Origin of the sequence: Pectobacterium colocasium (assembly GCF_020181655.1) — a bacterium.
In the GTDB taxonomy this organism is placed as follows: Bacteria; Pseudomonadota; Gammaproteobacteria; order Enterobacterales; family Enterobacteriaceae; genus Pectobacterium; species Pectobacterium colocasium.
Genome location: NZ_CP084032.1, coordinates 912,340 through 937,470, shown reverse-complemented (window position 1 = coordinate 937,470; position 25,131 = coordinate 912,340). Strand labels below are relative to the sequence as shown.

The window sequence follows — 25,131 nt, the reverse complement described above, 5'->3', positions numbered from 1 at the left end:
ACCTTAATAAACACCCAGGTACAGATTCAAAAAACAGAGGGGGATATTGATAAAAAAATAAACTTCACATAAAAAACCAAGCGACTCATATTAATAGTCACCTGGTTAGATTTATTACTTTCCATTTACGCCATATAGTATTTTCAATGGCATCATTCTCAACATGACAGACATGTGGTTTTTAATTAATACGTTTTCCGTTTTCATCAAAAAAATGCAGATTTTCACTACGGCATGTCAGCGGAATCGTTGAGTAAGGCGCAATACTGTTATCACCCGACAAATGCACCTTGAAATGATTCACACCAGAGTAAGCACCAAAAATATACGTGGCATTACCTAGCCTTTCAGTGACTTCACTATTGATCGACAAACTGACGTCTCCGCCATTCGGATCAATACTCAGGTGTTCAGGGCGAATACCTACGGTAATTTTCTGATCGGCATGCAATCCGTGATTCGCAAGATTCACGGAAAGTGTATTGAGCTTATTGATCAAAATACTCACGTTATTTCCTTCAACCTGTGTCACCTCACCGGGTAGAAAATTCATATTCGGCGAACCGATAAAACCGGCAACAAAAAGATTCTCCGGCTTATGGTATAGCTCCATCGGTGTGCCAACCTGCTCAATATATCCTTTGTTTAACACCACGATTTTATCCGCCAACGTCATCGCTTCCACCTGGTCGTGCGTTACATATATCATGGTGTTACGCATTTCCTGGTGCAGTCGGGCAATCTGTAAACGCATTTCCACGCGTAATTCGGCGTCGAGGTTCGAGAGAGGCTCATCGAATAAAAACACTTTAGGGTCGCGTACAATGGCCCGCCCAATCGCAACGCGCTGGCGCTGGCCACCAGACAGTTGCTTCGGTGTACGATCCAACAGTCCTTCGAGCTGAAGCGTCATCGCCGCCTTTCGCACCATTCTTTCGACTTCAGCTTTGGGGTGCCCATTCATTCTTAACCCGAATCCCATGTTTTCAGCCACGGTCATATGCGGGTACAGCGCATAGGATTGGAAAACCATCGCAATCCCTCGTTCTGCGGGATCAAAATGGTTAACTAAGCGGTTATCAATATGAATTTCGCCGTCTGTTATTTCTTCCAATCCAGCGATCATTCTTAGCAACGTCGATTTACCACATCCCGATGGGCCAACGAATACCACAAATTCGCCAGAATTAATTTCAAGATTGATACGATGGATCGTCTCCGTCTTATCGTAACGTTTCACTATATTTTTTAGTAAAATATCAGCCATGTGAACCTCAAACGTTAATTTTCCATTGAGAGCGTATTACTTTACCGCGCCCGTCATGCTGGCGATAAATTGCTTCTGCATGGCAAAGAAGATAAGTAAACTGGGTAGTGTAGAAATCACCGTTCCAACCATAATCAATCCGAAATCTGGCGAGTAAGCGGAAGCAAAACTCGATAACACCAGATTGATCGTTTTTAATTCGTTAGATTGAAGGACAATAAGCGGCCAGAGAAACGCATTCCATGACGTCATGAAAACAATAATAAAAGCAGCGGAATAACTGGCGCGCATAATCGGCACGTAGACATACAGGAAAATTTTCCACTCAGCGACGCTTTCCACACGCGCCGCATCAATCAACTCTCGCGGAAACGTTTTAGTACATTGCCTAAAGTAGAAAATAATAAATGCCCCGGCCACGGTCGGCATGATCACCGCAAAATGGGTATCCAGTAACCCCGCCTTACCAAACATGGTGAAAAGCGGGATCATTAATGCCGCAAACGGAATCATCATCGTCGTGAGTAACGCCACATAGACACGCTCACGATTCTTACTGGCATAAATTTCAAACGCATAGCCTGCGATAGAGCACACGACAAGCGTGGACACCGTACTGATCAACGCAATTTTTGACGTGTTCCAGAACACCAGCGCCAGATCAACCTGGCTCGTCAGATTGGTAAAATTGACCAGTAATTGATCGCCAAACGTGAATTTCCCCATGTTGATTTGGCTGGTGCTATTTGTGCTCGACACCACCATCCAATAGAAAGGGAAAAGCGAAAAAATACTCATCAACACGAGAAAAATATGCATGAGTAGGCTGTTAACTTTACTTTTCCTCATATCATCCCTTCCGCGCTGCTTTAAACTGAATCAGTGCCAATATTGCTGAAAAAACAACAATGACGTAGGAAACCGTTGCCGCATAGCCAAAGTTAGGCACAAACTTGAATGACAGGTTATAAATATAAAGCGATAACGTCAGCGTCGCATTTGCCGGGCCACCATTCGTGATATTCATCGCTTCATCAAACAACTGTAATGTGCCGATCGTTGATGTCACGCTGGTAAAAAGAATGACCGGTTTCAATAACGGGATCGTAATGAAGAAAAATTGCTTAATTGGGCTGACACCATCAACCCGGGCAGCTTCATAAATGGACTTATCAATATTCTGCATCGCGGAAAGATAGAATATCATGTTATATCCCGTCCAGCGCCACGTAATGGCAATAATGATAGTCACCTTCGCCCAGAAAGGATCGGATAGCCACGGAATCGGATCGTCAATAACATGAATAAACAGTAAGAATGAATTAATCACGCCATCCAGTTCAAACATACTCTTGAAAAGAATTGAGTAGGCAACCAGTGAGGTCACGCAGGGTAAAAAGATCGCGATCCTAAACCACTGACGATATTTAAGCTGAGACGAATTCAAACAAGAAGAAATAGCCAATGATAATAAAATCATAATCGGGACTTGGATTACCAGAAAGGTCAACGTATTCCAAAGTGCCGTTTTGAACATAGGATCATTGAATAACCGAATGATATTTCCCAGGCCAACAAATTGTGTCACCACACCACGGCCAGATTGAAAAGAGAGCCAAAGTGATTTGAAAATAGGGTATATCGTCATTAAGGCAATTAACCCAACAGCGGTAGCGACGAAAGCCCAGCCGTTGATGTTATAAAGCCTATTCATTTTAGGTTTATACATCATTATCACACCATCGATTTCCGGAGAGAAATGCTTGAGGGCTTTCCGCCCTCAAGCTCACACTCGCTACTGCATAATCTGATTTTTTAGTGTCGTTTCGGCGCGTTTTAACACGTCATCGACAGAATCGCCTTTCAGTAATGCAGGTATTTCAGCAGCAATGGCGTTATCAACTTCCTGGGTATACATACCGTAGGAAACCTGTGGAATTTCAGTCACCCATTTAGAAAAATCAGCGAACACAGCTTGCCCACCAAAGAACGGATCCTGTACCGCGTAAGCAGGGCCGGAAGTGGCGGGCAGGAAGGTGGCGAGCGCCCCACGATCGACCAAAAGGGTTTGATACATATTGCTATCCGCCGCGAAGGTTTTCTGCAAAAACTCAATCGCCTGTTTCGTGTTTTTGCCCCCCTTTAAGACATACCAGCTCGATCCCCCCTGATTGGAGGCATGAACCGCGTTGTCGAGATTCAGCCGTGGGATCGGTGCAACGCGCCATTTTCCTTTCTGATCTGCGGCGCTTTTAATTGAACCAATCACCCATACACCAGAAACCACACTTGCCGATTTTCCGGCATTAAAACTCCCCACAAAACTCGACCAGCCCGAGATAGGGCGTGCAATTTTTGCGTCATTAATCGCTTTAATCGTTTTTAATGTTTCTTTCAGAGCATTGTTTTTGGTGAGATTGAGTTGCCCTTGATTATCAAAGAACCATTCTCCACCGGACTGCATCATAATATGAGGAAGCACCACATCATTCATATCGTAGGTCAGCATATCAACGCCGGTTTTAGCTTTTACCTGCTTGCCGATCTCAATATATTTATCCCAGGTAATATTCACCATATCGCTCTCTTTATATCCGGCAGCCTCCAGATAATCGAGTCGATAGAACATTCCTGCCACGCCGGAATCAAAAGGCACGCCGTAGACCTTATTCCCGACCGTCATCACTTTCGTTTTATACGGTGCAAACTGGCTATAATCGATAGCGTCCTGCAATGGGATAAACGAATCAGGATAAGCCTGAAGGTATTTCTGAGCATTATAATCTTCAATAAGCACAATATCGGGAAGCGAGTTTTTAACCCCTGAAGCTAACATGGTATTTAATTTCTGCTCAATATCCTCTTTACCTGAGTCGATCACTTTCAGACTAAAACTGGGATCGGCTTTTTTATATATCGACGATGCCTCATGCATTGCCGCGACATTGAAGTTAGGATCCCAGGCCCACACGGTGACTTCAGCAGCCAGGCTATGACTCGATAAACCCAGCGTGAGGAATGAAACTGCAAATAGGGTAGATACTTTGTTCTTGATCTTCATCAGAGCAGTCCTTCTTTACTTTTTGTAAAGAGAGAATATGAGTTACTGCATAATGAAGCAACGAGTTACACCGCTTACATTCTTTCATCCGGTGATACGGGTCACACAACAGGAAGAGAAATGACTAAATATTCGATCTAAATACAAAAATTTTAGGAAAATTTTCCCTTTATAACGCGTATACCAGCCGATAAAATCGATCAAAATAAAGACAAAAATCAGATCATAGCATTGAAAATAAAACAAAAAATGGAAATATAAAAACAGAGAAAACGGTTATTCGGCTAATATTAACCACAATCACACTGGCACCATGAAATGGCACAAAAATGAAAGCGTTACCACACCATATCAAGAGGCACACGACGAGACCCGTGTGCCGCAAAACCTCTCTATGCCCTGGCAAACCAGCCGCGAATGATCGCGTGCTGTAGCAGCATGATGGTTTTGCCGTCTTTAATCCGACCATCGTTCATCATCGCGACGGCTTCGCTGAACGGCAATTCCAGCACTTCGATATCTTCATCTTCTACACCACCGCCCGAGTTATCCCGTAGCGATTCATCGTATTCGGCCGCAAAGAAGTGCAGCCGTTCTGTGACACCGCCAGGCGACATATAGGCATCGAACAGCTTCTCGACGTTACCGACCGCATAACCGGTTTCTTCTATCGCCTCATTGCGGATGCACTCTTCGGGCGAATGATCGTCCAGTAATCCCGCGCACGCTTCCAGCAACATGCCACTTTCGTTACCGTTGACGTAGGTAGGAATACGGAACTGCCGCGTCAGGATCACCGTGCCTTTCGCCCGGTTGTACAGCAGAATCGTCGCGCCATCACCACGGTCGTAAACCTCACGAATCTGGCGGACTACGCCGCCATTCTTTCTTTTTAAATCAAAAACATATTTATGAAGGATAAACCAGTGGTCGGACAGCAGCTTCTTTTCGACGATATCAATGGGAGACGACATGCAAACACCTCGGCGATCGATGGCTGGAAGGACTCCCCAACGTTCTATTATCTAACCCGAATAACAGAACAAAGAAGAGATTCCTACCCTGACACAAGGTCAGGGCTTTTAAAACTGTAATGATGATACGCCATTTTCCGCGACTAATCAGAATGTCATATTTCGGAACAACGCTACGTCTTTGTATCTTCAGCCATAGCACCGTGAAGAAAGGTGTATTTTACACATTCTCAAAACCTAAAATTTGGTTTGTATTTTTCTCAAGCATCATTGACAGTTTCGACCCCAACCATCGCCCGGCACCAGGGTAAATTAAGTCCTTACACGCCCCCTCAATGACTGAGCAAAGAAAATCCTCTGCTTTTTTATGTGACTTGTTCATATCATGATATTTTGGAGTATCAAGGGTATATGAGCACCCCACAACAAATGGCGAGGTTTCCCCCTCATATAAACATGCTTCAATATCAAATGTTATACGTCGCTTATCCGTAAGAATAATAGCCCCAGGGTAAATTCGATGGCTGTGCATCCGGTAAGACGTCAGCTCGGTGTCAATATCCATTCTGACATGTTTAAGCTCCGGGAATATATCCGCAAAGTACCTGAGTGTAGTTGCTTCACGAGGTTGGCTCAGATAGATCTTTCTTTTAATCTCAACATACCCATCAAGTGTACCTTCATCATTCAATGCGATTTTTTCCTCAACCTCACTTTTCCCTGTAATCCCTTCGGCGAAATCCAGCCTTGTGCCAAGAACACGGTAAGTATTTCTTCCTAGCTCTTTTGCTGTTAAGGATGCAGGGTAAACCACTGAACCATCGATCACTTTTGAATTTTGCCTGATAAGAAGGCCTCTTTTTCGCAAAGCAAGATCTTCAGTATCAAAATACTCTTTTATTTTGTGTGTTTCACTGAATGGATCCGATACATCTTCTACGCCAAAACCATGAGCTAAACTCGCCTGTTTAATTCTTTCCCAAACTATTTTGTACCCTTCTTCCCGAGATCCCTCAAAGAAATCAGGACGTAACAATGCCTTAAACTCACGTGAATTAACTTCTTTCATTGGTTTCCAACGGCTAATATTTTTCTCGAATAGCATGATACTTATCCTTTCTGATATATTTAATTATTAGTTTTTTAGTGAAAAAACGGTGTTTTTAACAACCCATCAAAAATGAATATTTTTGATGAAATTAAATACATAGCCGTCCTATATATGATGTTAAATTTTGTTTCATTCATATTTTCTAGTAACTTCCCACCAAGCAGCGTCCCTAATATTGATGCGGTTACCATGGAAAATACTGACAATATCACTGAGTCATATTCTACACTGCTATTTTCACCTGAAAGCAGCCCATAAATAATCGTGTAGATTGCTGGAATTTTAATTAGATGGAGGCTAAATTGGCATGCAGTGGATGTAGCAACAATCCTTTGTCGCCCTATATCTGTTTTAAGAAAATAGGGAGCTAAGACAGCACCATTCGCGCCAAAAAGCATACTTACAGGTGCAGAAAAGGCTCCAACCGCATAAAAATTCACCGCTGGACTACGATCTACCTCACGCCTCTTTGAACCAGAATACGTACTCCACCAAACAACAATTCCTATTATAATCATGAAGTAAGGTGATATTGCATCATAGTCGCTGAATAAGCGATACAGGATGAATGTCGAGGCAGCCACGCCAGGCATTGCGCCAATCATATACCGCGCCCAAATACCCACATCGATAAAACGCCAGTAAGCAATTAATCTGGTCGCATTGCTGACAAGACTGACGCATGCATGCATTGGAATCACAAGACGTGGGTCGGGCAAAAGCATGTAAAGCGCACTCAGCAAGAGTACACCGCCAACGCCAGTCGTCGCAGCAATCGCCGAGGTGCAGGCCGCCAGTAGCGCAAGCGATGCGCCCAAACCCCATGTAATTATCATTTACCCTTTCTCAGCAGAAGCAGTAATTGAAACATCAAGGAGTCGCTCTACTTGCCCCTTAGACCGAACATCTAATCTGGTCTTTACATAATCCAATACTTTATCTAATTCCAGTACATCATTACTGCTGTAGATATAGTCTGCTTTTGGAGTAAGTACATCATCAAATAGAGATTTCACTTCAGACAATTCATTCAGATTTACCTTCTGCTTGTACTGTCTTTTGGCATAGCGTTCAGCCAAGGAACAGACATCAGCGGTACACAGAATGGTAATAAAATTCCGATGAATATAATCATTCAATACATCCAGTTCTGACGTAGAGAAAGGAACTCCCCGATCCCATAAACGACTATATATCAATTCACTGTAATGAGACCTATTGAATATCACCCGTTCGTTAACCATGTAATCTCGCATGTAACGATCAAATTGCGAACCGCTTTGGTGCCCAAGCATGATGCAATCATAAGAAATAACATCAGAGCGAATACGCTGAATGAGTGTGGTCTTTCCACTACACTCCACTCCTTCAATAATAATCCCTTTTATTACGCGATTATCACTAACAACTCCATTCATCAGCATTTTTCAACCGTCCATAACGTATAGGGATTATCGCCAATAAAGGCACCATAATATCGGCTATCATGTGTAACCTCCTGACCGACCCAAGATGGCATTTGAATAACTTCATCTTCTCTTGAAAGCTCAACCTCAACCATGCTTAAACCCGCATTCACGCCTTCAAATATATTCACCTCATACATAATTTCTTTTTCAAGGACGCGATATCGTATCTTTTCGGTAATATAACCAGGACATAGATTGTCAAGCATCTGCAGAGCATCGTCGAAAGGAATCTTATATTCAAACTCCTGACGCTTTAAGTAACCAACGCTTTTAATGGTAATCCAGGCTTCTTTTCCTACCGTTCTTACCCGAATTGAGTTAACCGTGTTATCAGACGTCAAATAGCCCTGTCGTATTCGAATCTGATCAACAACCCGTTCACGCCATTCATCCGAAGCGATAAGAAATTTGCGTTCAATCTCAACCATCAGTCTTTTCCTTCGACGGTCACTTGGGATGCATTCTCAAGCTCGATATTTAAATCATCAGGTCCAAAATCCAGATGAATGAAAATTTCTTTTTCAAGACGCTTTTCCTGATCATATCGTTCATCCCACGAGACCCCGTGTTTTTCCCAACTTTCCCGGTATGTTTCGCGAAGATAAGCAAGGCGATCGTCGAAAGAAACAATATCAACCAGTTGAACGCGCCAGTCAGCATAATGAAGCACTTTAAGTTCAACGCCACCAAGAAGATACGAAGGGTTACCGGTAGAACCAATCATCTTCAGGAAGTTGGAAAATTCTGGATATTCATTCTTAAAAATTTCGGCAACGATCAACGTTTCATGCATACCTTCATAACGTTCACGCAGTTCCGACCAAATTTCTATTTCACGCTCAGAGGGTGCATAACCCCATTCTGGACGCGGTTCCAGTGATTTAAGAGATGCAGCCTTGAAAGCATCATGAAGTAAGCAGCCGGCTTCCAATAAATTCATATCGATTTCAACGCCAGCCACCTGCAGATGACGTCCCAATAGCACCCCAACATCGGTAACTTTTTCGCAATGTCTGCGAATTGGGCTTGGAACAGAATAATTATCAAAGATTTCGTAGCATTTTTGACGCGAAGGAATTTTCATTGGTCTTTCTACCTTTTTAATATGGTTATGTTGATATGCGTATGGAATCGACACCGTTCTGGTGGTATTTTCCTTTTTATCTATTTTCAATAGAAATTATTACCTCGCGATGAATATCCCGCGATTGAATAGGATTTACTTCCTCTCAGTAAGATCGTAATAAAAATAAAAAAATCATTAATACAGCCACTCTAGAACAATACTTTATATAGTTGGGTACATTCTTTCATAAAGTAAGATATCACTTGGATGGTCAACCTCACCCCATGGACCGCTTATCGGTACAGAATAGATACTAATACCTTTATCAATCGCGAAGGAAAATAGCGATGTCATATCTAACTGAGAAAAATTCACGCCATCATCAGGATCGCTTGTACATTCTTTAAGTGCTTTCCAACCGCTCGGCGTAATTTTAAAAAGCCCCATATACTGACCATCTACTCTGGATTTTCTCTCAGCACGGCCACCGATCTTTGTCATCTTCCGCCTGCTTGTTGCTATGGCATCCTTTCCACTTTCGGATATAATTTGGCCGCATATTTCAGAGACATTTTCGTCAATGAACTGAAAATTTTCCGCATCAGAAAATGGATCAATGAATCTTGATTCCCATAAAGATAACCAATTAGGATCATAAGCTAAAACGATATCACCGTGGGCGTCGTTCAAAGAAGCAACAGCGCTGGAAGGATAAAAAATATCCCCATAACTAACGATAGTAGTATCTTCATTAAGCCAAGGCTCTGCGCAATATAATGATCCTGCAATATTCGTTTGCGACCAGTCTTTGTTTTGAAAGCTATCAGAAAAATAACAATTAATTAATTCTGAACAATATCCTGTCACACCAGCAATATCTCTCACGCCCGCAAGCTTCATTGCATTGATCTGTCTATCCAACAGGCTAACCCCATGTACTTTTATAGTACACTTTGGCGCAGAGTCGGTTAATGCCCCCAAGCGTGAACCACGCCCCGCAGCAAGTATTAAACCGTGCATGGTATAACTCCTTTTAAAAAATTCATAATAGTAATCAAATCAATTTTCGAAAAAGGTTCTTCTCGCTCAGGGTGCCACATCACTCCAAGCCAGTTTAATTCTTTGCTAAAAAATGCCTCAACAGTGCCATCATCAGCCAATACAAAAGGAATTAACTGTTCAGGCATTTCTTCAATACCATAATTATGAAAAGAATTAACCTGTGAATAATGAATACCCGTTACCCGATGCCTTATATTGGTATGCCGCTCGACTTTTCGTAATTTCCCACCACAATGTTCAACCATTTTCTGCATCCCACGACACACACCAATGACTGGGATATTTTTTTCTTTTGAATACGCCAGGAAAATTTCTTCAACCTGATCTCTTTCCGTTCTTCTTCCTGATACAGAAGAAACATCCCCTCCACCGCTCAAAACGATAAAATCAATATTGCTATTAACTAGGATCTGTTCGGCAATAAAGCGATCATTCGGTACGATAATAGGCTGAGCACCTAACGCATTAAGGAATGGATACCATCGTACATCCAGGCTATCCCGCCGCTCATTTCGACTAATAATCATGTCACTACGCATGGTGATAGCTGCGAATTTCATTCGATGACCTCCACACGTTCGACGGAACAATCAATACGAAGTTTTCTGGCAGATAACCATGAATTAAACAGCGACTCTCCCGCCCCAATAATCGCGGGAACCTCAAGTTCGGCAGCCCTGATAGCCATGTGTGAATTAGAGCCACCATAGGCGGTAATGAGAGCCAGGATACCTTTCCCGAATAACCAATCAAAACCAGGATCGGCGTTAGGAATCATGACAATTGCATTTTTCAAATCCTCACTGTCGGCAGACCTAATACAACCTTCCGCAACCTTTCTCGTTATGAAATTTGGTCGAGCAGTGGGAATGTGAAAGGCTGAAACATCTCCCTGAGCAGTGATAAGTGGAGGAAGCGTAAGTGAATGTGTCTCTATGTCGTGCTCTCTTCCTCGGCAAATAGACGCTTCCAATGTTCTCTTCAGACCACTGCTGTTTGTTCGTGATTCAATGATATCCATGATGTCAGAGTTCGAAAGGGCATCCTCGTTAAATCCAAGTTTCAGCCCAAGATTACGAATAATATCCAACACACGTGATACCGATCGGCTAAAGATAAATTTGGCTTCTTCTCTCGCGACAACGGCCTGCTGTATAAACTCCATCAGAGAATACGCGCTGATTATCAGCCCTTCTTTCGCTAGAGCGGATTCCAGTGCTCTTTCCTCTTCTGGATCAAGCTGCCAATTAATACGATTTTTATTAAATGGCATATCAAATGAGAGATACCGATCGGGGTCCTGAGAATAGGAGGGAACCCTTATGTCATAGGTTCCAGGGCGCAAATGGCCGTAAATTCTCAAAAAATCATCCCGTTCAAGGCGAGGCATGTCTTCAAGAAGCCTGGAAGCAGGGGCTCTGAGTGAAGCCAAAAAATGGGAATATGTCTGTTCGGAAATAATGCCCTGATTCACGGCCGACCTTAGAATATCCATACCAATGAATGCAGCACGAGCTAATCCAGCAAAGGGAGCCGTCCCATATTTTCTACATTCAACCAATGTTTGATAGATCCGTGCTACATCAGAAATGCTGGATTGCTCGCCCGCTCTCTGAAGTTGAACAAGTTTGTTGAGCTTCGCCTGATCGGATGCAATCCTTTTACGACCATTACCCGAAAAATAGCTTTGCGTAAGGTTCAACAACGAACGTTTGATAGATAATTTATCTTCTGAATTAATATCCGAGAGTTTGTCGAGTTTGGCATCAATATCAAAAGTATAACACGTAGGAATAACCTCAAATTCTACCTTGTCATGCAATTGAGGATTATCAATAAGCCTTTGTAAACAAGATGAGACAAAGCGATCACAAATAGATTGGGGTAAATCCGCAGGCACGAGTGAATTGAAACTCGCACGAACATCCACATACGGAATACCGTGTAAACTCACAATCAATGGAATATATCGTGTATCCCTGTAACCGTATTTCCTTCTCTCAGTTGCCCACACGGTATCCGTTATAAGAAATCGATATAGAGATAACGCCAATCGACGGGGTCGGACACCAAGAATCTCGGCAGGATTCCAGTCTGGCATAATCCCCAACAACCCTTTCTGTCCAGAGAGGCGCGAATCTGGAGCCAGGAACTCCGAAGTCGCATCCTGTATTTCACGCAAAAGCTGCTGATGTCTGCAAACCTCCACATTGGCAATAGGAACGCCCACAAATGGTCTGACTTGTAATAAAATCAACTGATGATCGGAATCGACAGCAAACTCTATATCAAGAGGCCGATCGCCATAAATGGATTCCAATTCCCGGAGGAGAAGAATGACACCTTTTAATTCACCATGCTCAACCTCAGAATTACACGATGAAATATATGTCCGCAAATCGGTTCCACGCCCAGATGTCACCAGAGACGTGTCATCATTAAAAGTATAATTTATGACATCATAATGTGAACCAGTTCGAGGATCGCGATTAAACGCAACCCCACTCATTTTAGTCCCTTTCAGAAAAGGCTGAACAAGAACCTTATCAGACGCATCAATTCGGCCATAAGAATCAATTACGGCATTAACCGTCTTCGTTATTGAATTCTCTTTGCGTAAACTTCTTGCTGAATGAAAAGCACCAGCACTGCTTCCGGAACAAGCGTCTTCGAGAGTACAACTTGAACGAACAATAATATCAGAGGTGAGGCTATCATCTTCAAGTACATGTTCAACTACTTTATGTCGGTTAGATATCCATTCATGAACGGTGAAAGAATAACTAGGCAAAATATTTGCAAATTTAAGATTACGATAAAGGGCAGCAAGTGTGTCAGATTTAGTTTTAAATTCCAATTTCATGTTTAGTCCAGACAGCAATTATATTATCACGTTCTACATAGACATGACGTACCATACAATCAGTTATTGGCAGGATTTACCTGAAAGGAAAATCTATCAACTTGAATGATAAATATGAGTCATAACGTAGGCGACTGGAGTTCTAGCTATGTTTAGCTTCTAACACTCACTAATTCAGCCATATAGATGGAAACGCACTTGTTTCCCTAAGCGTGTAAATTATTGTATGTTTATATTTCATTTTCATTACAGAAGAAAAAAAACTTGGCGTTGACCGAAAAAAACCAAGATAGATAAGAATGAGCAATCATTCATATTTTTAGAAAACCCAACATCTTCAACATTCAATAAACGATATTAAAAAAACACGTCATGTTCTAATCATCATTAGATAATAATATTCCTTCTAAGAATTAATTAATTTAATAGTAAACATTTGAAACCATTATTAATAGAACTTATACTCATCAATAAAACCCCATTAATAAAATGGATACCAAATCCTTGAGGACAGTATTAACAGTTATTATGGGTAAGCGAATATTTAACAACAGAGAAAAGTGATGACTCGTCGCAAGTCCCTGACTGACACTAGCTAATATGTATTGTCCGATATCCTTGAAATGAGAGAGCATAGAAACACAACGCCTTGATGTTGGATTTTCATTTGCAAACGAATAGAGCGGCCACAAAACGTTCTCGTTGCGTCATCAACCTGCTCACGACTATTCACTTTTATTTGATGAGAAAACGGGCAGGATAACGACATGTTCTCTGTACTTTGGGTTGTCGCATGATGGATCGTCCTCGCCTGGTTCCCCTCTCGGATACGCTGACGCTTGCCCTTTTCGGGACGATCGTGCTCGCGTTAGGTATGGGGCTTGGACGCTTTTTGTATACGCCGATGCTGCCCGTGATGCTGGAAGAGGGCAGCTTCACCTTCAACCAGCTTTCCTATATTGCCAGCGCGAACTACGCTGGCTATCTGTTCGGTAGCCTGTTTTTCTCTTTCAGCCGTCGCGCCTCAGCCTCTCACCCCATGTTCCTGCTGTTTAGCGCAGCCGTCGCGACCGGCATTTTGCTCTTCGCAATGCCCCTGACTACCCACACGATGCTGGTCATGCTCATTCGTTTCCTCGCCGGGATCGCCAGCGCAGCGATGATGATCTTCGGTTCTTTGACCATTTTGCACCACACCCAGCATCACAGTAGGCAGGCTCGCGTTATCGCCTCGCTCTATGCCGGAGTCGGCGTGGGGATCGTATTGGGCAATGAATACATTATCATCGGACGGCATTACGCCCTCACCGCCGAACTATTATGGTGGGGTGCCGCTCTGCTCTCCGCGCTACTTCTGCTTGCCTTATTCATCCTTTCGCCGCCTAAATCCAGTGTCGCGCCACAGCCGCTGACGAATACCGATGAGCCGCCTCTGCTTAGCTGGAGGCGGCTTGCACTGCTGTATGGTCTTGCAGGATTCGGGTACATCATCATCGCCACCTATCTGCCGTTGATGGTGACTGCACTGGGTATGCCGCGTTTATCTCTTCATCTCTGGTCGCTGGTTGGGCTGGCCATCATTCCCGGCTGTTTTTTCTGGCTATGGGCTGCCAGCCGCTGGGGAACCTTGCCCTGCCTGACAGCAAACTTGCTCATTCAGGGCGTATGCGTTCTGCTGACGCTGTTCAGCCACTCCCCCGTAGCGCTGATATTCAGCTGCATCGGCTTTGGTGCTACCTTTATGGGAACGACCTCGCTGGTGATGCCCTTAGCCAAACGACTACGCGCACCGCACAGCATCAATCTGCTTGGTCTAGTGACGCTCACTTACGGCATTGGCCAAATTCTTGGCCCACTGCTCACCAGCGCCCTGACGAATACCAACGCTATCGCGCCAGCGATACTGTGCAGCGCAGCAGCACTTTTCATCGCGGCGGGGCTCTGTTTCCCCTACTGTCGACCACGACCATAACCCAGGAGAATCCATGCCATACGTCAACATCAAAATCACCAATGAAGGTGCCACCGCGGAACAAAAGCGTCAGCTAATTGAGGGCGTCACCCAACTGCTGGTCGATGTGCTAAACAAAAACCCAAAAACCACCGTAGTGGTGATTGATGAAGTCGACACGGACAACTGGGGAATCGGCGGCGTGCCGGTGACGGAGTTAAGGAAAGCCGCAGGGAAACCTTCCAAGGAATTTGATACAGATTAATTATGTTTAACCGCAATGCGTTGATCTCATTCCTGAAAAATCGATCTGGAACAGCATCATTAGATGTTATTTATCCCAGATTTTCTGTACAGCGTTATATCGCAGAAGATTTCACCTCTGCCGAATCTGAACAGAATATTTGTATAAGCAGATCCCCAAAAGACGCTATGGATAACGGGTTACTCTTCTGGATTTGTGCAGAATTGGCAGATGGATTGGGGAATCTCGAAAACTATCTGTTAAGCGCTGATTTTAAGCACATAGACGAGGCCACATTTAATACACTGGTCGAGAATTATTGCGGCGATCTACGGCAACCACCAGCTTTCCCCTTGTCTAATCAACGCTTTCTCGGGGCTTTGCTGATGTATGAGGCAGACACTGATATGCTGGTATCCGTATTTGCCGAATATAAACAGGAATACCTGCACTTCTTCTGGGAGTCCGCAGCTTAAAGGATAAAAAATATGGATATTGAACAGCTAGCCGATGTGCTATACGACGATTTAAACGGCTATATTTCCAGCGTGCAGTACACCAACGCAAACACGCTAACGATTCATTTTTGCTGCGATAACTGGCGTTATGACGAGCAACACAATTGCTCCGTATACTGTGAGCCGCATGAATCTTATCTGCGCCATTTCACTATTTGCTGTTATGGCGTTGTCGAACATGACATTCAACCTGCTAGTTCAGGCGAGCTGACCTTTACCGATCAGCATCCACTATTGTGGGACTACAACGCGCCGAGAGGTGGCTTGTACTATTCCACCACAGCAACAGCATCAAGCTACGAACTACTTGGGCGAGTCTGGAGTGTTCACACACGTATTTTCAACGACTGGCGCCCGATGAGCCGCTATATCAACGCTTATCGGCATCAGGACGAGCCGACATTCGGCAATAATGGCAATGGATTACTCGCACAGGGGCCTAAACCCTTACTGGATGCTTATCAAGAAGCGTTATCCAGCGTACTTAAAACCCGCTTCGTTCCATCCGTTGAAATGAAAAGTGACGTTAAAGCATTGCTGTTTGATTCTGGATTTGTCATCTGCAACCGATTGGAATTACAGGAAATTTCTCCCGATACTGAAAAGCCAGCAAACCATGAAGAAACCCCATATTGAATACTCATGAGACAATGATTAATGAACGAGTTACAGGAGATTCAACGGTGGTATCAGGCACAGTGTAACGGGCGGTGGGAGCACACATTTGGCATTAGCATTGATACACTGGATAACCCGGGCTGGAGAGTAACAATCGATCTGGCTGAAACCTCACTTGCTAATAAGCCTTTTACAGCCCTAAGTCGCGGCGTACATCCAGAAGAAGACAGCGACTGGATATTCTGTAAAACGGAAAAGCTGCAATTTATTGGTTTCTGTGCCGTCAGCAATCTGGCTGAGCTGTTAACGATCTTTCTGAACTGGTGTCGTGATGAATGAACATGAAACCGCCGTGTTTCAGGTACAACTATGTTTAAGTGCTGAATCAGCGAGACGTACTCCCTGCCGCTCTGGCTATCGACCTAACCATAAAGATCCGGTCAGCGGAGCATACTTTATGGGGCAATTCCATTTTGACGGTGAAGTCGCCCCGGGAGAAACGATCTCAGCCAAAGTTACCGTTATCGCGTCTCTGGAACAGCTTGAAATACTCTCTCGCATTGGTGAATGGACGCTATGGGAAGGGCCACACTACGTTGGTAAAGTCATGCTGGATCGATAATGTAGCGCAATTCCGGTTGAGAGGAATGCACCCGATCTATATCCCCAACATCGTATCAACCAACAGATACATATTCAGAGAAACCACGAGCACGACAATGAGTTGCCCGATGCGCTGTACCCATTTACCGTTGACCATCGTTCCCATCAGTTCACGGTTGCCGGTGAAGGACAGCAGCGGAACCAGCGCCAGCGCAATCCCAAAGCTCAGCACCACCTGGCTCAACACCAGCACACGCGTCGGATCCATACCGGACAGGATCACGATAAACGACGGCAGCATCGTTACGGTGCGGCGTACCCAAAGCGGAATGTGGAAACGCACAAATCCCTGCATCACCACCTGCCCCGCCAGCGTACCGACAACCGTAGAGGACAGACCAGCAGCCACCAAACTCAGACCAAAAATTATCGCGGCAGCTTTACCCAACAGCGGCTCCAGCGTGAGGTAGGCTTTATCGAGATCGGCAATATCCTGATTGCCACTGAAATGGAACGCTGCCGCCGCCGTTGCCATCATCGCCAAATTGACGAACCCGGCGATCGTCATCGCAATCGCGACATCGACTTTCGTTGCAGAATAGCGCTCGGCACGAGTATGGCTGCCTTCGTGCTGCGTTAAGGAAGAGTGAAGATAAATCACATGCGGCATAATGGTCGCCCCCAGAACGCCCGCCGCCAGCAGCACGGCATCGGAGGTCGGCAGACTAGGGATCGCCATGCCTTTGGCTAATGCGGACAGCTCAGGCTGAGAGAAGACCAATTCGACAATATACGCCGCCGCCACAAACAGCAGCAGGCCGCCGATGACCATCTCCAACGGCTTCTGACCACGCTGTTGCAGCATTAAAATCAGGAAAGTTGCAATAGCCGTGAGAATCGCGCCTTCCAGCAACGACACGCCCAAGAGCAGTTTGAAACCAATCGCCGCACCGATAAATTCGGCCAGATCGGTCGCCATCGCAATAATTTCGGCCTGCACCCAATACGCCCAAACGGCGGGACGCGGAAAGCGATCGCGGATATGTTCCGCCAGATTCTTACCCGTTGCGATCCCCAATTTGGCGGACAGCAATTGGATCAGCATCGCCATCAGGTTCGCCCACACCACCACCCACAGCAGCGTATAGCCATAGGCTGCGCCAGACTGGATATTCGTGGCGAAGTTACCGGGATCGATATAACCAATCGCCGCGATAAACGCCGGGCCCATCAAAGAGAGTTTGATCTTCCTTGATGTACGGCTTGTTGACTCAATAACACGGCTACCCGGCATAGTATGACCCTTCTAACACTGATGTTTTACTACTCTCACAGAAACGATAATGATTATCAAGTGCATTTATAGAGGTGATACCAATTCTTTTGATAGTTAAAGATGATGAGTCATTCAAAACCTAAAAAACATCTTTTTTATCAAACAAATCTTAACAAAATATAAACAAAAAACCCCATGCGTGGCACGGGGTTTGGTACGACAGTACGTTATAAATACAGTGCGTAAAAAGCAGATACTGCGCAAAAGCAGACGGTATCAGTCTTGTGCTTTTGATACCGCAACCATCGCCGGACGCAGCAAACGACCGTTCAGCGTATAGCCTTTTTGCATGACCATCATGACATGGTTCGGCTGGTGATCGGCCGAAGGTAACATCGTCATTGCCTGATGCACTTCTGGGTTAAACGGTACGTTTACTTCACCGACAACCTCAATACCAAATTTGCGGACTGCATCCAGCAATGATTTCAGCGTCAGTTCAACCCCTTCAATCATCGCAGCCAGTGATTCATTGGCTTTGTCCGCCGTATCCAGCGCGCGTTCCAAGTTATCGATAACTGGCAGCATTTCGCTGGCAAATTTTTCTACCGCAAATTTATGCGCTTTCTCAACATCCATTTCCGCACGGCGGCGAACATTATCGGCTTCAGCACGGACGCGAAGCATATTGTCACGTTCACGCTGTTGCAGTTCGCTCAACTGGGCTTCCAGCTCGGCGATGCGCGCATCACGTGGGTCAGCTACGTCTGCCGTCTCTGGCGCGGCATCCGCTTGCTGCCCTTTTGCTGCTTCCTTTTGATCCAGCACTTGCTCGTCAGGCGTTTTCTGTTCTTTACTACTCATGAAATTCTCCGCGGTTTAGCATTAATCTCGCTAGTTGCTTATTATGGGGATCAAAATCGGGGATTCAAGGGAACCTGTCATATATTGGTTCCTGCCGCTGCCGATACACCACGCTGAGGACAAAACAGCAATGAACACACCGCTTACAATGAACAGGCCGTTTAATTGTATTGGCATTGTCGGCCATCCGCGCCACCCAACGGCGTTGGCAACGCATGAGATGCTTTACCACTGGCTCACCGAAAAAGGTTACTCCGTTCTGATCGAGCAGCAGATCGCTCGTGAACTGAACCTGAAAGACGTGCCGACGGGTAGCCTTGCCGACATCGGCCAGCAGGCGGATCTGGCGGTTGTCGTCGGCGGTGACGGCAATATGCTCGGCGCGGCGCGCGTGCTGTCGCGCTATGACATCAAGGTGATCGGTGTGAACCGGGGTAACCTCGGATTTCTAACCGATCTCGATCCTGACCATGCGCAGCAACAGCTTTCTGACGTTCTCGACGGCCATTATCTGAGCGAGCAACGCTTCATGCTGGAAGCGCACGTTTGCCGCGCCAACCAGCCCGACAGCATCAGTACCGCCATTAACGAAGTGGTGCTTCATCCGGGAAAAGTCGCCCATATGATTGAATTTGAAGTCTATATTGACGACAAATTCGCCTTCTCCCAACGTTCAGACGGTCTGATTATCGCCACGCCCACGGGCTCAACCGCCTATTCCCTTTCCGCTGGTGGCCCAATCCTGACGCCGTCGCTGGATGCCATTGCTCTGGTGCCTATGTTCCCGCATACGCTGTCTGCCCGTCCGCTGGTCATCAATAGCAGCAGCACGATTCGGCTGAAATTTTCCTGCATTACCAACGATCTGGAAATCAGCTGCGACAGCCAGATTGCGTTACCGGTACAGGAAGGCGAAGAAGTACTGATTCGCCGCAGCGAGCACCACCTAAATCTGATCCACCCAAAAAATTACAGTTATTTCAATACACTAAGCTCAAAACTCGGCTGGTCAAAAAAATTATTCTAAAATTCTATCCAGCTACTTTACTGTATATAAAACCAGTTTATACTGTATGTAATCACATGTGATTACATACAGGGGTTTATCATGCTGGCGCAACTCACTATCAGTCACTTCGCCATCGTGCGCGAATTAGAAATCGATTTTCAGTCAGGAATGAGCGTTATCACCGGGGAAACCGGTGCGGGGAAATCTATTGCGATTGATGCCCTCGGTTTATGTCTGGGAAATCGTTCTGACGCCAGCATGGTCAGGCCGGGCGCTGCCCGCGCCGACATTTGCGCCCGTTTTGCGCTGGCGGATACCCCAACGGCACGCCAATGGCTGGAAGAAAACCAGTTGGATGACAGCAACGAGTGCCTGCTACGCCGCGTCATTAGCGCCGATGGTCGCTCGCGTGGCTTTATTAACGGCACCGCCGTGCCGCTGTCTCAACTGCGTGAACTCGGCCAGCACCTGATTCAGGTACACGGCCAGCATGCCCATCAACTACTGCTGCGCCCCGACCACCAAAAACACCTGCTGGATGCGTATGCCGATGAACCGAAGCTATTGGTGGCTATGCAGCAGGTTTGGCATCAGTGGCACCAAAGCTGCCGTGCGCTGGCGCAGTTGCAACAGGCGGCGATTGAGCGTGAGGCTCGCCGGGAACTGCTGCAATATCAATTAAAAGAGCTGAATGAGTTCGCTCCGCAGCCCGGTGAATACGAACAGATTGACGTTGAATACAAGCGTCTGGCAAATAGCGGCCAGCTACTGACGATGAGCCAACAGGCCATGCAATTGCTGAGCGAAGACGAAGAGCAGAACATCATCAGCATGCTGCACAGTGTAAAACACCAGCTTGGCGAACTCATCAGCATGGATGACAAGCTGTCTGGCGTGCTGTCCATGCTCGAAGAAGCGGGCATTCAGCTCAGCGAAGCCAGCGATGAACTGCGCCACTACAGCGAACAAATGGATCTCGACCCGATTCGGCTGTATGAGCTGGAACAACGTCTGTCACGTCAGCTCGCGCTGGCACGTAAACACCATGTTGCGCCAGAGACTCTGCCTGCGTTCCATCAGCAACTACTGGAAGAGCAACAGCAGTTGGAACAGCAGGAAAGTGACCACGACGCGCTCAGCGCCTCCGTCGGCGAATATCATCAACAGGCGTTGCACCTTGCAGAACAGCTGCACGTGCGCCGTCAGCACCACGCCAGCGAACTGGCTCAGCTCATCACCACCAATATGCGTGAACTGGCGATGCCACACGGCCACTTCACCATTGATGTGAAATTTACACCGGACAGCCTGACGGCCACCGGTGCCGACAGTATCGAATTTCGGGTGACCACTAACCCCGGCCAGCCACACCAAACGCTGGCAAAAGTGGCATCGGGCGGCGAACTGTCGCGTATCGCGCTGATTATTCAGGTGATCACCGCGCAGAAAATGGACACTCCGGCGATGATCTTCGATGAAGTCGATGTGGGTATTAGCGGGCCAACCGCCGCCATCGTCGGTAGAATGCTGCGCCAGCTCGGCGAATCCACGCAGGTGATGTGCGTGACGCACCTGCCGCAGGTCGCGGGCTGCGGTCATCAGCACTTCTTCGTGAGTAAACAAACGGACGGCGCAGAAACGGAAACGCTGATGCAGCCGTTAGATAAGCGCGCTCGGCTACAAGAACTGGCACGCCTCTTGGGCGGCAGCGCCGTGACCAAAAACACGCTGGCGAATGCCAAAGAACTGCTTGCGGCCTAAAATCTACTGCCGATAAGGTCAAGAAAGGTGCATCGCAGGTAAAAAAGCTCAACTTTTTTACCTTCCTGAGGTCATACAATCGCCTTGCAGGTTTCCAAGTCCTGCAAGGTCTATTATCATCGGCAACCTATGCCCTTAAGGAATGTAATCACTATGCGCTGTAAAACGCTGACTGTCGTCGCCGCGGTGGTTGTTATGCTGACCGCCGGTTGTTCCACACTGGAAAAGGTGGTCTATCGGCCGGACATCAATCAGGGAAACTATCTGGCACCGGCTGACGTTGCAAAAATTCACACCGGCATGACCAAACAACAGGTCGCTTATACGCTGGGTACGCCTATGATGCAGGATCCGTTTGGCAGCGATACGTGGTTTTACGTTTTCCGCCAACAGCCTGGTCATGAATCGGTAAAACAGCAGACGCTGACGCTGACCTTCAGCGGCAGTGGTGTGTTAACCAACATCAACAACAAACCTGCGCTGGATTAATATCCACCAATTTTTCAGGTTGCCTGCACAGGAGTATGGAAATTATTTCCGTACTCCTGTTTCTCTTATAAAATAAATCTGTGTTCTCCTTTCCTCTTCCTCATTTCTTCCCTAATATATTATTCATAATAAGTTTCCCTCGCATCGCACATTCAATTTATCGATGCTGCTTACCATAATTCAGTCACCATTAATAACCACAAAGGAAGATTATGAGCAAAGTAATTATTAATCTAGATAATATTAATGATATCAGTGAATATTCAGAAAACACCATGTTACAACAGGCAGCCAAGAAAAAGTTAGATACCTTGCTGAACGGTTTCATTGAAAATGTAGAAAAAAACATAGACAGTGGAGCTAAATATTATTGCAAAGAAAGAAACAAGCAGATTAATAAATTACAGCGCCATAACAACACTATATTTGTTAGCGGGCAACGTGGCACAGGTAAAACGACATTCCTCAACGCCGTGTTAGATTTTTATTCAAAATATGAAAATGGCATATGCCCATTAGCCTTTATTGATCCGACATTAATTGAAACGCATCAAAATATCATTGTAGATATAGTCGTGAAATTCAAGCAACTCTATGATGAATCATTGAAATACTGTTCAGATCAAGAACAATATCATGAACTCAACAAATATCTTGAAAAGATGGCTGAAGGTTTGCGGTTACTGGGTGAACAAAAAAACAACCATAGCAAGCATGATGATGCCTGGTTTCTTAGCCAGGCATTAAAAAACTCGAAAAGCGGACAGTGCCTTGAAGAGCGGTTTCATCAGTTCATTGATAAAATAGCGACAACATTAAACAAAAAATTGTTTATTATTGCGATTGATGATGTTGATACTAATACCGAAAAAGCTTACGAAATATTGGAGAACATTCGCCGATATTTATCGCACCCAAGAATCGTTGTGATTATCTCTGGTGATGTAACACTATATAACTACATCATAAAGAACAAAAAAACCATTGAACTCGCTGATGTTAATAAAAGCAAAGAAAAAGACACCGAAACAGAACGATTAGTCGGCCATCTAACTCAACAATATTTGACTAAAATTTTCCCGACCTACCAAAGAATAGAGCTAAAAAACCTAAAAAAAATAAACAATCAAATAGAAGTAAATATAGAAAGCAGTAGAGAACAAAAAAAACGCATAACTACCTTACTTGACGATATATTAACAAAAACATTAAACTTAAAACCTCAACACATCAACACAAACATCAACTTTTTACTTTCCCAGCCGATAAGAAGCATAGTTCAATTACTAAAGCAAATCACTGATGATAAAACAAACGATGGCATTAGCTACCTCCCCGAGCATCTTACTTCAGCATTAAAATATATTTTCATAAATGAATTAATTTATCAGAATGTAGACAATACATTATTAGAAGATAACGAACCTGAAATTAACCAAATAGCCAATACAGTGTTTGATTTATGCTATCGTTATGGCGAATTGGAGACTGGATTTTATTTACGACCAGACAATAGCGATGATGCTTACAATGCTGCAAAATTCTATATGGCTGCTCTTCTTAGCAAGAAATTTGAAAACAACACGTTGTCAAATGCATTAAAATTTATGCTTGCCTGTGCCGCTAGTGCCAATACCTATATTCATTACGTGGAGAATAGCAACGAGAGTGATAAAGACAATCTTAATGAAAGGTATAAAAATTATATTGGCATAACAAGAAATGAGAACATAATTACTATAGCGGCACATCTTAATGCTGTTATTTACGATGAGAACAAAGGAAATAAAAAAATACAAAGCGGAGTTATAAGAATAAACAGAAGAAAACTAAACGAAAAATATTTCGACGAAAAAAATTTCCAAGAAATAACAAAATGGAAACATACGGATGTCATTGGGTCATTAGAGCAACTTTCAAGTAAAATAAACAAGAAGACAGATGGCAGCTATGAATATAAATACATTGATTACGTTGCCGCAACAACCATATTAATTTCATCACACAGCATTCAAGTAGGCGCTGAAAAAAGAGATTATATTTCAGCACTTTCGCTTTTCTCTGTCATTGCTCAATTGTTAGAAGAAGATGGAGACGTTGACATTCGACGCTTCATCCGACTAAATACTTATAGCTCACCGGATTTTTTAAAAAAATCTATAAGTTATGACGAGAGCCTGTATAATAATGAATCAAATGAAATCGATGAAGATGTCACATCGGAAAATGAAAACATAAAATCACTTAACGAAAATATAAATAACTGGATAGAAAATACAAATGAAAAATCAATCTCCTGCTCTCCTTTACTGATAGGTAAAATATGGGAAAGAATACAATACTCTCTGATATCCATATCAGAAAAATCCACAGAAAAAGTAAGTTACGGAAATAAAAGTGGGGATGTATTACTCGAAACCGCATTTTCTCGCTTTATTTGGGGAGTAATCAATGCAATTGTTATCGAAGAGGTAAGATACAGCAAAAATGTCCCACAAGATATCGTTGACATTTTTATTTCCGCGAAAAACGTTTCAACGACTTATGATGAACTTATTGCAAACCTAACTAAACTAGGGAATTTCATAGAAAGCAACAAGGAAATTAAATTCTCATCAATATTACCGATTAGCCATGCATTTTTAGGTTGTCCATTACTTCTCCCATTTATCATCCCTATGATTCTTAGTGAAAAAACCGACTCAAATAAAAGCAAAACAAGCAGTCCATTTAAAAATTTATACCTTAATGAGAGTAATGACAAATTAAGTAATGAAGAAAATGAAATGGTTAAATTTATTAAATCTTCCATTCAAGAAAAAGAAGGCTATCTATTTATATCTAAACTCATTATCTCTGGATGTTTTAGAAATAGTACCAAGAGTGCTCACAGTACCGGTAAAGCGAGTGAGAGCGAGTAAGGAC

The 25,131-nt window shown here is 44.5% G+C and carries 25 protein-coding genes; 10 read left to right on the top strand and 15 right to left on the bottom strand.

Annotated features, from left to right (window positions below; genetic code table 11):
- Positions 1–181 precede the first annotated feature (181 nt).
- The 13 genes from LCF41_RS04215 to LCF41_RS04155 all read right to left on the bottom strand — a co-directional run bounded on the left by LCF41_RS04215 (position 182) and on the right by LCF41_RS04155 (position 12,873).
- Positions 182–1,267 (bottom strand): ABC transporter ATP-binding protein, encoded by a 1,086-nt coding sequence (locus tag LCF41_RS04215; RefSeq protein WP_225087022.1) that lies wholly within the window; start codon positions 1,265–1,267, stop codon positions 182–184.
- Positions 1,268–1,303: 36 nt separating this feature from the next.
- Complete coding sequence (locus tag LCF41_RS04210) at positions 1,304–2,116, bottom strand: carbohydrate ABC transporter permease (RefSeq protein ID WP_225087021.1); 813 nt, start codon at positions 2,114–2,116, stop codon at positions 1,304–1,306.
- 1 nt (position 2,117) lies between these two features.
- The gene (locus tag LCF41_RS04205) at positions 2,118–2,999 is read right to left on the bottom strand and encodes a carbohydrate ABC transporter permease (protein WP_012773434.1); all 882 of its coding nucleotides are present in this window, start codon (positions 2,997–2,999) and stop codon (positions 2,118–2,120) included.
- 63 nt (positions 3,000–3,062) lie between these two features.
- A complete protein-coding gene (locus LCF41_RS04200) occupies positions 3,063–4,328 on the bottom strand; it encodes an ABC transporter substrate-binding protein (RefSeq protein ID WP_225087020.1) in 1,266 nt (421 codons plus the stop codon).
- Between the two features lie 392 nt (positions 4,329–4,720).
- Positions 4,721–5,302, bottom strand: a complete 582-nt coding sequence (gene nudK, locus LCF41_RS04195) for a GDP-mannose pyrophosphatase NudK (protein WP_225087019.1) — start codon at positions 5,300–5,302, stop codon at positions 4,721–4,723.
- A gap of 220 nt (positions 5,303–5,522) precedes the next feature.
- Positions 5,523–6,407, bottom strand: a complete 885-nt coding sequence (locus LCF41_RS04190) for a hypothetical protein (protein WP_119873417.1) — start codon at positions 6,405–6,407, stop codon at positions 5,523–5,525.
- A gap of 38 nt (positions 6,408–6,445) precedes the next feature.
- On the bottom strand, positions 6,446–7,249 hold the full coding sequence (locus LCF41_RS04185; RefSeq protein ID WP_225087018.1) for a sulfite exporter TauE/SafE family protein: 804 nt from the start codon (positions 7,247–7,249) through the stop codon (positions 6,446–6,448).
- A complete protein-coding gene (locus LCF41_RS04180; RefSeq protein WP_225087017.1) occupies positions 7,250–7,837 on the bottom strand; it encodes a nucleoside/nucleotide kinase family protein in 588 nt (195 codons plus the stop codon).
- On the bottom strand, positions 7,831–8,310 hold the full coding sequence (locus LCF41_RS04175; RefSeq protein ID WP_225087016.1) for a CYTH domain-containing protein: 480 nt from the start codon (positions 8,308–8,310) through the stop codon (positions 7,831–7,833). Before LCF41_RS04175 ends, LCF41_RS04180 begins: the two co-directional genes overlap by 7 nt.
- Positions 8,310–9,056 (bottom strand): HD domain-containing protein, encoded by a 747-nt coding sequence (locus LCF41_RS04170; RefSeq protein WP_225087015.1) that lies wholly within the window; start codon positions 9,054–9,056, stop codon positions 8,310–8,312. The genes LCF41_RS04175 and LCF41_RS04170 overlap by 1 nt, the downstream gene beginning before the upstream one ends.
- Positions 9,057–9,170: 114 nt before the next feature.
- The gene (locus LCF41_RS04165) at positions 9,171–9,968 is read right to left on the bottom strand and encodes a phosphocholine cytidylyltransferase family protein (protein WP_225087014.1); all 798 of its coding nucleotides are present in this window, start codon (positions 9,966–9,968) and stop codon (positions 9,171–9,173) included.
- Complete coding sequence (locus LCF41_RS04160) at positions 9,956–10,570, bottom strand: gamma-glutamyl-gamma-aminobutyrate hydrolase family protein (protein WP_225087013.1); 615 nt, start codon at positions 10,568–10,570, stop codon at positions 9,956–9,958. The genes LCF41_RS04165 and LCF41_RS04160 overlap by 13 nt, the downstream gene beginning before the upstream one ends.
- Positions 10,567–12,873, bottom strand: coding sequence for a PEP-utilizing enzyme (locus tag LCF41_RS04155; RefSeq protein ID WP_225087012.1), 2,307 nt, complete (start codon positions 12,871–12,873; stop codon positions 10,567–10,569). The genes LCF41_RS04160 and LCF41_RS04155 overlap by 4 nt, the downstream gene beginning before the upstream one ends.
- A gap of 793 nt (positions 12,874–13,666) precedes the next feature.
- On the opposite strand from LCF41_RS04155, the gene LCF41_RS04150 reads away from it, so the two are divergent.
- Genes LCF41_RS04150 through LCF41_RS04125 form a run of 6 tightly spaced genes read left to right on the top strand, consistent with a single transcriptional unit; the run spans position 13,667 to position 16,826 of the window.
- Complete coding sequence (locus LCF41_RS04150; protein WP_225087011.1) at positions 13,667–14,845, top strand: MFS transporter; 1,179 nt, start codon at positions 13,667–13,669, stop codon at positions 14,843–14,845.
- Positions 14,846–14,858: 13 nt separating this feature from the next.
- Complete coding sequence (locus tag LCF41_RS04145; protein ID WP_225087010.1) at positions 14,859–15,089, top strand: 2-hydroxymuconate tautomerase family protein; 231 nt, start codon at positions 14,859–14,861, stop codon at positions 15,087–15,089.
- A gap of 2 nt (positions 15,090–15,091) precedes the next feature.
- Entirely contained in the window at positions 15,092–15,544 is a 453-nt protein-coding gene (locus LCF41_RS04140; protein WP_225087009.1) for a hypothetical protein, read from the top strand.
- A gap of 12 nt (positions 15,545–15,556) precedes the next feature.
- On the top strand, positions 15,557–16,222 hold the full coding sequence (locus LCF41_RS04135; RefSeq protein WP_225087008.1) for a hypothetical protein: 666 nt from the start codon (positions 15,557–15,559) through the stop codon (positions 16,220–16,222).
- A 21-nt stretch (positions 16,223–16,243) separates the two neighbouring features.
- The gene (locus LCF41_RS04130; RefSeq protein ID WP_225087007.1) at positions 16,244–16,543 is read left to right on the top strand and encodes an immunity 53 family protein; all 300 of its coding nucleotides are present in this window, start codon (positions 16,244–16,246) and stop codon (positions 16,541–16,543) included.
- Positions 16,536–16,826, top strand: a complete 291-nt coding sequence (locus LCF41_RS04125) for a hypothetical protein (protein WP_225087006.1) — start codon at positions 16,536–16,538, stop codon at positions 16,824–16,826. Before LCF41_RS04130 ends, LCF41_RS04125 begins: the two co-directional genes overlap by 8 nt.
- Positions 16,827–16,862: 36 nt before the next feature.
- On the opposite strand, the gene LCF41_RS04120 is transcribed toward LCF41_RS04125, so the two are convergent.
- On the bottom strand, positions 16,863–18,101 hold the full coding sequence (locus LCF41_RS04120) for an Nramp family divalent metal transporter (RefSeq protein ID WP_225087005.1): 1,239 nt from the start codon (positions 18,099–18,101) through the stop codon (positions 16,863–16,865).
- 258 nt (positions 18,102–18,359) lie between these two features.
- The gene (gene grpE, locus LCF41_RS04115) at positions 18,360–18,947 is read right to left on the bottom strand and encodes a nucleotide exchange factor GrpE (protein ID WP_225087004.1); all 588 of its coding nucleotides are present in this window, start codon (positions 18,945–18,947) and stop codon (positions 18,360–18,362) included.
- A 148-nt stretch (positions 18,948–19,095) separates the two neighbouring features.
- Here grpE and nadK point away from each other — a divergent pair, with 148 nt between their 5' ends.
- The 4 genes from nadK to LCF41_RS04095 all read left to right on the top strand — a co-directional run bounded on the left by nadK (position 19,096) and on the right by LCF41_RS04095 (position 25,127).
- Positions 19,096–19,974 (top strand): NAD(+) kinase, encoded by an 879-nt coding sequence (gene nadK, locus LCF41_RS04110; protein ID WP_180743481.1) that lies wholly within the window; start codon positions 19,096–19,098, stop codon positions 19,972–19,974.
- An 81-nt stretch (positions 19,975–20,055) separates the two neighbouring features.
- On the top strand, positions 20,056–21,717 hold the full coding sequence (recN, locus tag LCF41_RS04105) for a DNA repair protein RecN (protein ID WP_225087003.1): 1,662 nt from the start codon (positions 20,056–20,058) through the stop codon (positions 21,715–21,717).
- Positions 21,718–21,870: 153 nt separating this feature from the next.
- The gene (gene bamE / locus LCF41_RS04100; protein WP_011092444.1) at positions 21,871–22,206 is read left to right on the top strand and encodes an outer membrane protein assembly factor BamE; all 336 of its coding nucleotides are present in this window, start codon (positions 21,871–21,873) and stop codon (positions 22,204–22,206) included.
- A gap of 212 nt (positions 22,207–22,418) precedes the next feature.
- Positions 22,419–25,127, top strand: coding sequence for a P-loop NTPase family protein (locus LCF41_RS04095; protein ID WP_225087002.1), 2,709 nt, complete (start codon positions 22,419–22,421; stop codon positions 25,125–25,127).
- Positions 25,128–25,131 lie beyond the last annotated feature (4 nt).